Here is a 12,271-nt window from a genome sequence, read left to right as displayed (position 1 = left end):
CAACAAAAAGTATCTATTTTTGTCTTTAGAAATAACGTTCAGACAAAAAACATAATTAAATTAATAACTCTAACCACTAATTTCTATGTTGACCCAACTTATCAACGCCCGCATCCTGACCCCACAGGGATGGCTCAAAGATGGTTCCGTACTCATCAGAGACGGACAGATTTTGGAAGTGACTAATTGTGACCTGGCCGTAATCGGCGCACAAATCATCGATGTAAAAGGAATGTATGTAGTGCCCGGCGGTGTGGAAATACACTGTCATGGCGGTGGCGGCCGCGACTTTATGGAGTGTACAGAAGACGCTTTCCGCGCTGCTGTTGCAACCCACATGAAGTACGGAACCACCAGTATCTTCCCTACCCTTTCTTCTTCCACAGTGCCCATGATTGAGCAGGCTGCGGAAACTTGTACCAAACTGATGGCTGAGAAAGACAGCCCGATACTCGGTCTGCACCTCGAAGGCCACTACCTGAACATGGCAATGGCGGGTGGACAGATACCGGAAAACATCAAAGACCCCGACCCCAACGAATATATTCCCATTGTAGAGAATTGGTCGTGTATCAAGCGTTGGGATGCCGCTCCCGAGCTGCCGGGTGCCATGCAGTTCGGTAAGTACATCACGGCAAAAGGCATCCTGGCATCCGTAGCCCACACGCAAGCTGAATACGAGGATATCCATACCGCCTACGAAGCCGGATATACCCATGCCACACACTTCTACAATGCAATGCCCGGTTTCCACAAACGCCGCGAGTATAAATATGAAGGAACCGTGGAAAGCATCTACCTGATGGATGACATGACAGTGGAAGTGGTTGCCGACGGCATACACGTGCCCCCCACCATCCTCCGACTGGTTTACAAAATTAAGGGTGTGGAACGCACCTGTCTGATTACGGATGCACTTGCCTGCGCCGCCAGCGACAGCCAAAAGGCTTTCGACCCGCGTGTCATCATCGAAGACGGAGTCTGCAAACTGGCCGACCGCTCTGCCATCGCCGGCAGTGTCGCCACCATGGACCGACTGATACGCACCATGGTACAAAAAGCGGAAATTCCGTTGGCAGACGCCATACGTATGGCTTCCGAAACGCCGGCAAAAGTGATGGGTGTATATGACCGTAAAGGTTCACTCCAGAAGGGCAAGGATGCCGACATCGTCCTCTTAGACGAAGACCTGAACGTTAGAGCCGTATGGGCAATGGGTAAGCTGATACCGGAAACCGATACCATCACTCAAAACAAGAACCGATAGTTCGAATATATCCATTAATACCTATATAATATGAAAACCAATCTAAGCTCTCAGATCACTCTCAACAGAGTCTCCCCAAGATATTACAGACCGGAGAACGCATTTGAGCGGTCGGTATTGACCCGACTGGAGAAAATTCCTACTGATATTTATGAATCGGCAGAAGAGGGCGCCAACCAGATTGCGCTTGACATCGCACAACTTATCCGCGACAAGCAGAAGGCAGGACGCTTCTGCGTATTGGCACTGGCCGGCGGCAATTCTCCGCGCAACGTATATGCCGACCTTGTGCGCATGCACCAAGAAGAGGGGCTGAGCTTCCGCAATGTTGTCATCTTCAACCTCTATGAATACTATCCTTTGGCACCGGATGCCATCAACAGCAACCTGAACGCCTTGAAGGAGATGCTGCTCGACCACGTGGACATCGACAAACAGAACATCTTCAGTCCGGACAGCACGATTGCCAAAGATACCATCTTTGAATATTGCCGTCTCTACGAGCAACGCATCGAGAGTTTCGGCGGACTGGATGCCGCCCTCATCGGCATAGGTCGTGTGGGCAACATCGGTTTCAACGAACCGGGTTCGCGACTGAACTCCACCACCCGCCTCATCCTGCTGGACAACGCTTCGCGCAACGAGGCTTCCAAGATATTCGGCAACATCGAGAATACGCCTATCAGCTCCATCACAATGGGTGTTTCCACCATCCTTGCCGCCAAGAAGGTGTATCTGATGGCATGGGGCGAAGAAAAGGCACACATGGTGAAAGAGTGTGTGGAAGGTGCCGTGACCGACACCATTCCTGCCTCTTACCTGCAGACCCACAACAATGCGCACATCGTCATCGACCTCTCCGCAGCCGCCAACCTGACACGCATACAGCGTCCCTGGCTGGTGACTTCCTGCGAATGGAACGACAAGCTGATTCGCAGCGCCATCGTCTGGCTGTGCCAACTGACCGGAAAGCCGATTCTGAAGCTGACCAACAAAGACTACAACGAAAACGGCCTGAGTGAACTGCTGGCTCTGTATGGCTCCGCCTACAACGTGAATATCAAGATATTCAACGACCTGCAACACACCATCACCGGATGGCCGGGCGGCAAGCCGAACGCCGACGACACGTATCGTCCCGAACGTGCCAACCCCTATCCGAAGCGCGTGGTTGTCTTCTCTCCGCATCCCGATGACGACGTCATCTCCATGGGAGGTACCATCCGCCGCCTGGTAGAGCAGAAGCACGATGTGCACGTGGCTTACGAGACTTCCGGCAACATCGCCGTGGGCGATGAAGAGGTAATCCGCTTCCTGCACTTCATCAACGGATTCAACCAACTCTTCAACAACAGCGAAGACCAGGTCATCAACGAGAAGTATGCCGAAATCCGCAAGTTCTTGAGAGAGAAGAAAGACGGCGACATGGATACCCGCGACATCCTGACCATCAAGGGACTGATTCGCCGGGGCGAGGCACGCACGGCATGTACCTACAACAACATTCCGTTGGACCACTGCCACTTCCTCGACCTGCCATTCTACGAGACGGGTAAAATCAAGAAGAACCCCATCAGCGAAGCGGACGTGGAAATCGTACGCAACCTGCTGCGCGAGGTGAAGCCTCATCAGATTTTCGTGGCCGGCGACCTTGCCGACCCGCACGGCACGCACCGTGTCTGCACGGATGCTGTATTCGCCGCCATTGACCTGGAGAAGGAAGAAGGTGCCGAATGGCTGAAAGAGTGCCGCATCTGGATGTATCGCGGCGCATGGGCAGAGTGGGAAATCGAAAACATCGAGATGGCAGTGCCTATCAGCCCGGAAGAATTGCGTGCCAAGCGCAACTCCATCCTGAAGCACCAGAGCCAGATGGAGAGCGCCCCGTTCCTAGGCAACGACGAACGCCTGTTCTGGCAGCGTAGCGAAGACCGCAACCGCGGTACAGCTGCCTTGTATGACAGCCTCGGCTTGGCTTCTTACGAGGCGATGGAGGCGTTTGTGGAGTACATTCCGCTGTAACAAAGCAAGAGTCCTTTAAATACGAATGGCGCAGATGACGCAGATTTTTCTTTTATAAATCTGTGTTGTTTGCGTCATTTTTTGTTTAAGAAATTCTCTTTTTTCAGGCAACACCATCGCAAAATGCAAAATAAGTCCTATCTTTGCTCCACAAGTAACAAGTATATCAACCTTTAAAATAGAAAAAACATGTACACCATACAAGCCAACCCCAGCGGAACACGCAGTTTAGAAATATCTGAAGAGAACCTCGCCACCATCGAGAAATACGGACTCTTCCGTCACCTGATAGACAGCAACGGCATTGTGGACGAGACCGTGCTCGACAAGCTCAAGCTGAACATCCGCTCCCTCATCGCCGCACAAGAGGAAGACAGCAAAGACCTGCTCGACCTTTGCATCGACGTCATCTACCACAACAACATGAAAGCATTCGGGTTGCAGCAGCTCATCAAGCTCTACCTGCAATGGCTGTCGCAGCAAGAACCCATCGAAGAGGAAGAAGAGAAATGAAAACCATCGACACACGAGGACTAAAGACGTACAGCCCGCTCATCCCTGCCATAAAGGCGATGTGCGAAGCAACAACAGGTGAGAAACTGGAAATCATCATGAACGATGCAGCCGCCTTCAACGACCTGAAGGAGTATCTTGCCGAACAACAAATCGGTTTCCGCGAAATCTACGACGGAGAGGAAATGCTGGTACAATTTACGGTGCATTAATGTGGCACATCGACACATTATCCCATTGTAATATCAATGAAAGAATATAGACTGACTGACTGGTTACCCACCACCAAGAAAGAAGTGGAGCTTCGCGGGTGGGACGAACTGGACGTTATCCTGTTCAGCGGCGATGCCTACGTGGACCATCCCTCTTTTGGCTCTGCCGTCATCGGGCGCATACTCGAAGCGGAAGGTTTGCGCGTGGCGATTGTCCCCCAACCAAACTGGCGGGACGACCTGCGCGACTTCAAGAAGTTGGGACGCCCCCGCCTCTTCTTCGGCATCAGCGCCGGCTGCATGGACAGCATGGTGAACAAATATACCGCCAACAAGCGCCTGCGCAGCGACGATGCCTATACACCGGACGCGCGACCGGACATGCGGCCGGAATATCCTTCCATCGTATATACCCAGATTTTAAAGAAACTCTATCCCGATGTTCCCGTTGTATTGGGCGGCATAGAGGCAAGCATGCGACGGCTGACACACTACGACTATTGGCAAGACCGTGTGCGCCCCAGCATCCTGGTGGATAGCGGAGCCGATGCCATTATCTACGGCATGGGCGAAAAGCCGATTGTGGAACTTGTCCAAAGGATGAAGTGCAGACCGGCGGAAGAAAACGCCACGCCTGCCCCGTCAGCCTTCAAGCAACTGGTTGCCGACATCCCGCAGATGGTTTACCTCGAAAAAGAAGTAACTCCGCAAGCGGGCGACATCATCCTCTTCGCCCACGAAGAGTGCCTGAAGGATAAGAAGAAAGAAGCCGCCAACTTCCGCCATATCGAAGAAGAGAGCAACAAATACGCCGCTTCGCGCATCCTGCAACAAACGGGCAGGCAGACCGTGGTAGTCAATCCCCCCTACCCGCCCCTGACGGAAGCGGAGCTGGACCACTCCTTCGACCTGCCTTACACCCGCCTGCCGCATCCCAAATATAAAGGGAAGCGCATTCCGGCCTACGACATGATCAAGTTCTCCGTCAACCTGCACCGCGGCTGCTTCGGCGGTTGCGCCTTCTGCACCATATCGGCACATCAAGGGAAGTTCATCGTGAGCCGCAGCAAGGAGAGCATCTTGAAAGAAGTAAAGGCAATCACCGAACTGCCCGACTTCAAAGGGTACCTCAGCGACTTAGGCGGTCCCTCCGCCAACATGTACCGGATGCGAGGCACAGATTTGGAGAAGTGCAAAAAGTGCAAACGCCCGTCGTGCATCCACCCCAAAGTATGCCCCAACCTGAACACAGACCATCGCCCACTGCTCGACATCTACCATGCGGTGGACGCCCTGCCCGGCATCAAGAAGTCATTCATCGGCAGCGGCGTGCGCTACGACCTGCTGCTGCATCCGAGCAAAGACCCAATGGTGAACCAAAGCACCCGTGACTATACCCGCGAACTCATCGCCCGCCACGTCAGCGGCCGCCTGAAAGTGGCCCCCGAGCACACCTCCGACCGCGTGCTGAACCTCATGCGCAAGCCGCCGTTCAGCCAGTTTGGCGAATTCAAGAAGATATTCGACCGCATCAACCGCGAAGAGGGACTGCGCCAACAACTCATCCCCTACTTCATCTCCAGCCACCCCGGCTGCAAGGAAGAGGACATGGCGGAACTTGCCGTCATCACCAAGCGGCTGGACTTCCACCTGGAGCAGGTGCAAGATTTCACGCCCACCCCGATGACCGTAGCCACCGAAGCGTGGTACACAGGCTTCCACCCCTACACGCTGGAACCGGTGTTCAGCGCCAAGACCCAGCGCGAGAAACTGGCGCAACGGCAATTCTTCTTCTGGTACAAGCCCGAAGAGCGAAGGAATATCATCAATGAGCTGAAGAAGATGGGGCGGCAGGATTTGATAGACAAGTTGTATAGGAAATAAGAGATTTTTGTCGATATACCTTCTAAAACGGATTCATTTTCCGATTTTAGAAGGTATATCTTCTATTATTTATAACTTTGTGAAGTTTTAAACCTATAGTATCATGAAACTAATAAACCGACAAGTTTATCTCGACAAAATCACGAACCTTATCGGTCGTAACCTTATTATCTGTATTACCGGACAACGGCGTGTAGGTAAAAGTTGTCTCATGTGAACCCTAGTGTCGGAGTGGAGTTCTCGCAATGACGCTCACATTATCTATATTGACAAGGAGAAAAGCGACTTCGATGGCATCAGGAACTATACCGACTTGAACACATACATCGACAGTCAGTCTGTCTGTGGCAGGAGTACACAACTATATTCTGATTGACGAAGTGCAACAGATTGACGGATTTGAACGTGCTTTGTGCAACTACTATGACCGGGACGGATTTGATGTGGTGGTAACGGGGTCTAATGCCAAAATGCTGTCCGGCGAACTGGCGACTCTGCTATCCGGCAGATACATCGAAGTTCATGTTTACGGGCTGTCTTATTCAGAGTTCCTCACATTTCACAATGTGGAAGACTGCGATTCTTCAATTGTGAAGTTTCTCAACATCGGTGGCCTGCCGAATCTTGCTCTGCTGCCGATTGATGACATGGAAATGATACGGGATTATCTCTCAAGTGTCTATAGTACGATTATACTTAAAGATATCCTTGGCAGGGAACAGGTACGCAATGTCGCTTTTCTTGAAAATCTATCACGCTTTGTAGCTGACAATATCGGCAAATTGTTTTCGGCCAACAGCATCAGTAAGTACATGCAACACGAACGTGAGAATGTAAACCCGCCATTGGTTCGTTCATATATGGATTTCCTCTGCAATGCATTCATACTCAATAAGGTTAATTGATATGACATTCATGGGAAACAATTACTGTCCACCAATGAAAAGTATTACTTTGAGGACCTGGGGCTGCGCAACGCATTGACTTCAGGAAACCGCGCGGTAGATATTGAGAAACTGATTGAAAATGCCGTGTATCTGCACTTGCTTCGTCTCGGTTATAAAGTTTATGTCGGCACTCTGCGCAATGGAGAGATAGATTTTGTGGCAAACAAAGGCGATAATACGGTCTATGTTCAGGCAACCTATCTCCTCAGCGAAGAGAGTACCGTCAAAAGGGAGGTCGATAATCTGAGAGAAATTAAAAATAATTATCCCAAATATGTAGTCTCAATGGACCCGTTCCAAGCGGAATCCAATTTAGAAGGAATACGCCATCTGCATTTACGCTCATTCTTAAAGAAAGAGCAATTATGACAAATAAGACGGGACGGCAGAACCTGATAAACCCACTCTACAAAAAGCAGTAATGCGCACGGCACTACCGGGGAGGGAAATAGACCGGCGCGGCAAAGTTCGTACAACGCACCGGTTGCTTCGCTTCGTTAGTCGCCGGAGTAATATCGGCTTCCTCCACTAGGCGGATTGCCTCACGGTCTAGTTCGTCGTGACCGCAACTTCTGATGATTCTGAGGTTGCGGAGCGTTCCGTCCCTTTCTATCACGGCACCCACTATTGTTACCACCTCTTTGCCTTTCCAATCTTTGAAACGGTTGTTACTCCGGTAATATTCCTGCCAATTGCCAATGTAAGGAGGTCTAAAGACCACCGTATCTGTCGGCTCCTCCGTAGCGGTGTCTTCTGCCACGGCAGTTTGTTTTGCCTTCCCGTTCTCCTGTCCGGCGATTCGGACATTCTTTCGCAGGCCGGACAAATCGGCATCTTACTTTATCTTTCCGATGAAAAGGTAATTGTTGTCATTCTCGTGGATGCGGGCTTTCAATGCTTCCAATGCCTTCTTCCGCTCTTCGCTGAGAGATTCCGGATGAGCAAGTGCCGCTTCCACATGCTCCAGCAGCAAGCCCGGCTCCACGGTATAGGCAAAGTGCCCGTGCTTGAAGTAGAAGATGGCATACTCTACCGGCACACCGCCTATCAGATCGTTCAGGATGCGGACATAAGCTCCTTTCCGCGTCTGTTTGTCCACCAATACGGTCAGTCGCCGAGAGACATAAGAGCCATATTCTGTGTCCGTATATCCGGTAGGAATATCTATCAGGTAATGCCCTGGCAGTTCAACATAGCTCTGCTGAATCTTCTCCTGCGGCTGCTGTAACGTCACCACCGGAACCAGGCGGTTCTCTTCGGGCAGGAAGTGATAGAGCGAATCGGCCGATGCCTGCCAATGGAAAATGGAAAAGTCGAACACGCCGTCGCCGCTGTTGCGGCTGCTCGACACCTCGTTGCTGAAATCCGGCACCACGGCGTAAGAGGAAGCGCTCACCCGGTGCAGTACATTTCCTTCAAAATCCTGCTGCCACACGACGGACGCACCTTCAATATCGGCAAAAGGCAGCAATCCCACCGTTAGGAGCCGCTTCTCCGTATCTACAGAAAAGACACCTTTCGGCACCAACGTAGGCAAGGGAATGGAAGAGAGATATTCCCCTTTCAGGTTATAGACCAACAGCGATTTGGCATTCCACGGCATCAGATAGACACGATCGTGCGCCTCGTCCACAGAGCTGTCGTAAACCGCCCAATACTCGCCCGGTCCCTGCCCGTTGGCACCGACCTGACAGACGAAACGCCCTTTACGGTCGAACAGGCGATAAGGCTCCCTCATGCTGCCGCCCATGCCCACATAGTTGTCGCAGGCGGTCACAGACTCTCCTTTGGTCAACGCCTCCTCCCGATTGTCGAGCGGCACAATGCGGAAATCATCCAGCAGACGGCTCAGCGGCAGGTCGAGCGTATCTTTTACTTTGTCCAACTGCACCACCAGCACCGGGTCGTTGCCGGCTTGCCGGAAATCGGCTACTTCAGGACAATCGTCCAATGACTTTCCATCGGAAGACTTGCCTCCGGCACAAGCGCCGAGGCACAGGGAAAGAAGAAGGAAAAGAGAAGGTGTTTTCATAAGCAGGTATGTTTAGTATGTTCAACATACACAAAGGTAACGTTATATACGAACACATCGTAATGTTTTGACTAATAAAACGATGTGTTTTAGAATATATAACAATTCAAATACCTGTGCCGAAATCCTCCTGCGCCAGCAACGAGTACACACACTCCGATATGCGTGCTATGGCTTGTGCGGCCTGCGCCTCGTTCCCCTTGAAATCCTTGACGAACACCGCCAACGTATAGTGCATGCCGTCGGGCAGGCTGACGTAACCGACATCATTGTGGGCTACCAGTATTCCGCCCTCCTTCATGTATCCAGAGCCTGTCTTGTGGGCAAGGCTCACCCCTTCCTTGCCAATGAGAGGAGCCGCTATCCGGTCCTTGCCGGTCGCGCATTCGCCCAACGCTTTCCGGATGAAGGCTTGCTTCTCGCGGCTCACCAAGCTGTCGGTGAACAGGCGCTCCATCAGCATCGCCGCTCCGAGAGGCGAAGTGCAGTTGGAATAGGCTTTGGCATGGTCGGCTGCCATCTCCGACTCCGTATAGGCTATCCGGAAACTCGCACGGGGAATGAGTGTCGCTATGAAGCGGTCGGTTTCAGGGACGCCGACCAGTTTTTCGAACATCAGGTTGCTGGCATTGTTGTCGCTTTGCTGAAGCGTATAGCGCAACAAATCTCCGACCGGCAACGTCATCACCGGCTCCTGATGATCCTTCAGCATGGGGCTCCAAGTGTGGGCATCGAGTTCGTCCCTCTTGATGGTCATCAATGTGTCAAGGGAAAGCCCGTCAAGGTCGAACTGATGGCAAACCGCCAACGCCTGATGAACCTTGAACACGCTCATCATGGGATAGATGTTCTCATTGTTGACCGCAACGGTATCGCTGCCGTTTATGATGACAGCCACGCCTATCTCACCGGGATAGCCCGCCACGATTTGAGCGATGGTGTCGGTCAGGACATCCGTATAGCTCCTCTCTTTCTTCCCCGTTTCCGATGACAGCGGCATAAGTCCCCATGCCACCAGACCCATCAAGACAATACCCGAAACAATGATGCAAGTTTTTCCTAATTTTATCATAAGCACATACATATTATATTTTTCCTACACTTTTCTTTCTATCGTTCATAATCGCGTCCATATTCTCCAAAGCCCAACCAATCAAGGCATTGATGTGCGGAAGTAATGATTTCGCCCTTTCCGTCAAGGCATATTCCACACGAGGCGGCACTTCCGGATAGATTGTGCGTGTCACAAAGCCGTCTTCTTCCAGTATGCGCAACGTCACGGTCAGCATCTTCTGCGAAATATCCGAAATCTCACGCTGCAACTCCTTAAACCGCACAGCCCGGTTCTGCCTGTCAAGGGTGTATATCACCAGCAGCGACCATTTATCGCCGAATCTCGACAGGATGTTCCGTATGGGGCACCCCGGAAACAGGGCATCTTCGATAGTTGTTCTATTCATAATATGTTGTATATCTATTCGCTCTACAAAAGTAATCAAATACCTTCTAAGCACCAAAGAGAAATTATTTCAAAAAAAAATCCAAACGCAAACACCTCAACACCAGCAAAGGTTACTTCGAGGTAACTAATTGAGTGTTAAGAACCTACTTGTGCAAATAAAAATAAGTCCGCACCTTTGCAGCGTAAAAGACAACAAGAAACTTTATTTACTAACCATTAAAAAGGAAAGAATATGAAACAGATTGAGCAGATTGCGGAAGCAACGAATTTCAAAGCCATCAATGTGGGCAAAATGAGTGATTTGAACGGATATGTACTGGAACTCGGCCCCGAAGTGAAGATTCCGGGAAAGGTCTTTGGAGGAGCGGCCCTCGGCGCCACCGGCGGCGAATTCTCCATGCAGGTGTTTCAGCCCGGCACGGAGACCGGCTTCCTGCATACGCACAAGAAGCACGAAGAACTCTACTTCTTCCTCGGCGGCAAAGGCGAGTTTCAAGTAGATGGTTTGGTGTTCCCCGTGAAAGAAGGCAGCGTGGTGCGTGTGGCGCCCGACGGGAAACGAAGCGTGCGCAACAACGGAACGGAATCGCTCGTGATGCTCTGCGTGCAATATCGCGGCAACACATTCACGGAAGAAGATGCAGCCGACGGGGTAATCCTGAACGAACCGGTGAAGTGGTAAGTTCCTGACCTTCACTCCACAAGGCATCGGATTCAGCCAGATAAACAATAGTAACAAGAACCCTTCTGTATGGGAAAGAAAACGTCACTTCACCGTCGGAAAGTTTGTTAATCCCGGAGAAAAACTTTATCTTAGCCGCTGAGATGTACATCCCGCCTGCTGAGATGTACATCCCGGCAGGCGAGATATACATCTCGCGGCGCGAGATGAAGTTTATGCGGCAGGTTAAACAAGTTTATAACGGGAGTAATCCCTTTTCCCAACGGGAGTAAAAGTAGTTTTCTACCATACCTTGAGTGGGACAACCGATTACTTCTTCTTAAATCACAATACTATGGCAGAATATCAGATGCAAGAATTGACGCTTCCCACCGAGGAAGGCGAGAAAGTACTCTTCCCCCGCATGAGGATTTGGGGACAAGTGGATTTGAACTATTTGGCAGAGCACATCAACTATGCCAGCACCTTCACCCCCGGCGACATCATCGGGCTGGTGAGATCGCTCACCCAAGCCATCGCCCGCGAGATGGGACAAGGGCACTCCGTAAAGATAGATGGATTGGGCGTATTCACCCCCTCCTTAGGTCTGCGCGACGGAGCGGAACGCGAAAGTGCCGAACCGGGAGGCAAGAAACGCAACGCCATGAGTATCTGCGTCAAGAACATCAACTTCCGCGCCGATAAGGATTTCATACACGAAACCGGACAGCATTGCAACCTGGACCGTTCCAAATGGAAGTTCCAGCGCTCTTCGCAACGATACACGCCGGAACAACGCCTGAAGATGGCGCAAGACTACTTGGAGCAGCATTCGCTGATGAAGGTCACCGACTACTGCCAGCTCACGGGACTGCTGCGCAACGCCGCCGCACGCGAACTGAAGCTGTGGAGCGAAACGCCCGACAGCGGCATCGGAACCACGGGAAGAGGGTCGCACAAGGTGTATATCAGGAAGGGATAGAAAGATAACATATATGAATATTTATAGCCGATTTTGGGCTATAAATCACCATATATGTATATTATAGTTTCACCAAAATGTCGATAAACAGATGAATAAATTCCGTAATATCAACCCTCAACGGTAGCTATATTACGGATTTTTTATACATTTGCATTCGGATTGAGAAAAGACTCTGTCCGTAACATATTAGATAAAGAAAGCGTTATGCCTATCTTGTAAAGTTGAAACCTGAGAAATTTCGAATTTGATACAAGAGGTAGCATAGTGGTTCTCACGCATATAGCGT

Annotated in this window: 13 protein-coding genes; 9 read left to right on the top strand and 4 right to left on the bottom strand. The window is 51.0% G+C overall.

Translation table 11 applies throughout. From position 1 onward, the window contains the following. Window positions 1-85: 85 nt before the first annotated feature. From nagA to K2G43_RS04620, 7 genes are all read left to right on the top strand, one after another. Window positions 86-1,267, top strand: a complete 1,182-nt coding sequence (gene nagA / locus K2G43_RS04650) for an N-acetylglucosamine-6-phosphate deacetylase (protein ID WP_297644731.1) — start codon at window positions 86-88, stop codon at window positions 1,265-1,267. A 30-nt stretch (window positions 1,268-1,297) separates the two neighbouring features. Continuing rightward, complete coding sequence (locus tag K2G43_RS04645) at window positions 1,298-3,289, top strand: glucosamine-6-phosphate deaminase (protein WP_297644733.1); 1,992 nt, start codon at window positions 1,298-1,300, stop codon at window positions 3,287-3,289. A gap of 189 nt (window positions 3,290-3,478) precedes the next feature. Then, a complete protein-coding gene (locus K2G43_RS04640; protein ID WP_297644735.1) occupies window positions 3,479-3,802 on the top strand; it encodes a hypothetical protein in 324 nt (107 codons plus the stop codon). After that, window positions 3,799-4,014 (top strand): sulfurtransferase TusA family protein, encoded by a 216-nt coding sequence (locus K2G43_RS04635; RefSeq protein WP_297644737.1) that lies wholly within the window; start codon window positions 3,799-3,801, stop codon window positions 4,012-4,014. The genes K2G43_RS04640 and K2G43_RS04635 overlap by 4 nt, the downstream gene beginning before the upstream one ends. 36 nt (window positions 4,015-4,050) lie before the next feature. Beyond that, the gene (locus K2G43_RS04630; RefSeq protein WP_300153199.1) at window positions 4,051-5,898 is read left to right on the top strand and encodes a YgiQ family radical SAM protein; all 1,848 of its coding nucleotides are present in this window, start codon (window positions 4,051-4,053) and stop codon (window positions 5,896-5,898) included. Window positions 5,899-6,242: 344 nt separating this feature from the next. After that, window positions 6,243-6,803: an AAA family ATPase gene (locus tag K2G43_RS04625; protein ID WP_300153197.1), complete on the top strand. Its 561-nt coding sequence runs from the start codon at window positions 6,243-6,245 to the stop codon at window positions 6,801-6,803. Window positions 6,804-6,878: 75 nt separating this feature from the next. Next, entirely contained in the window at window positions 6,879-7,214 is a 336-nt protein-coding gene (locus tag K2G43_RS04620) for a hypothetical protein (RefSeq protein WP_300153195.1), read from the top strand. A 64-nt stretch (window positions 7,215-7,278) separates the two neighbouring features. On the opposite strand, the gene K2G43_RS04615 is transcribed toward K2G43_RS04620, so the two are convergent. From K2G43_RS04615 to K2G43_RS04600, 4 genes are all read right to left on the bottom strand, one after another. Beyond that, window positions 7,279-7,671 carry a TonB family protein gene (locus K2G43_RS04615; protein ID WP_297644538.1) on the bottom strand — a complete coding sequence of 131 codons (393 nt, stop codon included), beginning with the start codon at window positions 7,669-7,671 and terminating at the stop codon, window positions 7,279-7,281. A 9-nt stretch (window positions 7,672-7,680) separates the two neighbouring features. After that, the gene (locus K2G43_RS04610) at window positions 7,681-8,877 is read right to left on the bottom strand and encodes a 6-bladed beta-propeller (protein ID WP_297644536.1); all 1,197 of its coding nucleotides are present in this window, start codon (window positions 8,875-8,877) and stop codon (window positions 7,681-7,683) included. 106 nt (window positions 8,878-8,983) lie between these two features. Beyond that, a complete protein-coding gene (bla, locus tag K2G43_RS04605; protein WP_366524969.1) occupies window positions 8,984-9,877 on the bottom strand; it encodes a class A beta-lactamase, subclass A2 in 894 nt (297 codons plus the stop codon). An 85-nt stretch (window positions 9,878-9,962) separates the two neighbouring features. Beyond that, window positions 9,963-10,337: a helix-turn-helix domain-containing protein gene (locus K2G43_RS04600; RefSeq protein WP_300153192.1), complete on the bottom strand. Its 375-nt coding sequence runs from the start codon at window positions 10,335-10,337 to the stop codon at window positions 9,963-9,965. Between the two features lie 234 nt (window positions 10,338-10,571). Between K2G43_RS04600 and K2G43_RS04595 the strand changes: the two genes are divergently transcribed. Both K2G43_RS04595 and K2G43_RS04590 read left to right on the top strand, forming a co-directional pair. Next, window positions 10,572-11,021, top strand: coding sequence for a cupin domain-containing protein (locus K2G43_RS04595; protein ID WP_300153190.1), 450 nt, complete (start codon window positions 10,572-10,574; stop codon window positions 11,019-11,021). 334 nt (window positions 11,022-11,355) lie between these two features. Beyond that, window positions 11,356-11,982 carry an HU family DNA-binding protein gene (locus tag K2G43_RS04590; RefSeq protein ID WP_300153188.1) on the top strand — a complete coding sequence of 209 codons (627 nt, stop codon included), beginning with the start codon at window positions 11,356-11,358 and terminating at the stop codon, window positions 11,980-11,982. The last annotated feature ends 289 nt before the right edge of the window (window positions 11,983-12,271 follow it).

The sequence above is a fragment of the Bacteroides sp. genome, assembly GCF_029057325.1.
Lineage (GTDB): Bacteria > Bacteroidota > Bacteroidia > Bacteroidales > Bacteroidaceae > Bacteroides.
This window is presented reverse-complemented; position numbering and strand designations above follow the sequence as displayed.

Excerpts from the sequence above, each read along its gene's own strand:
- nagA (WP_297644731.1), top strand. The coding sequence starts at position 86 with ATGTTGACCCAACTTATCAACGCCCGCATCCTGACCCCACAGGGATGG.
- K2G43_RS04645 (WP_297644733.1), top strand. The coding sequence starts at position 1,298 with ATGAAAACCAATCTAAGCTCTCAGATCACTCTCAACAGAGTCTCCCCA.
- K2G43_RS04640 (WP_297644735.1), top strand. The coding sequence starts at position 3,479 with ATGTACACCATACAAGCCAACCCCAGCGGAACACGCAGTTTAGAAATA.
- K2G43_RS04635 (WP_297644737.1), top strand. The coding sequence starts at position 3,799 with ATGAAAACCATCGACACACGAGGACTAAAGACGTACAGCCCGCTCATC.
- K2G43_RS04630 (WP_300153199.1), top strand. The coding sequence starts at position 4,051 with ATGAAAGAATATAGACTGACTGACTGGTTACCCACCACCAAGAAAGAA.
- K2G43_RS04610 (WP_297644536.1), bottom strand. The coding sequence starts at position 8,877 with ATGAAAACACCTTCTCTTTTCCTTCTTCTTTCCCTGTGCCTCGGCGCT.
- bla (WP_366524969.1), bottom strand. The coding sequence starts at position 9,877 with ATGCCGCTGTCATCGGAAACGGGGAAGAAAGAGAGGAGCTATACGGAT.
- K2G43_RS04600 (WP_300153192.1), bottom strand. The coding sequence starts at position 10,337 with ATGAATAGAACAACTATCGAAGATGCCCTGTTTCCGGGGTGCCCCATA.
- K2G43_RS04595 (WP_300153190.1), top strand. The coding sequence starts at position 10,572 with ATGAAACAGATTGAGCAGATTGCGGAAGCAACGAATTTCAAAGCCATC.
- K2G43_RS04590 (WP_300153188.1), top strand. The coding sequence starts at position 11,356 with ATGGCAGAATATCAGATGCAAGAATTGACGCTTCCCACCGAGGAAGGC.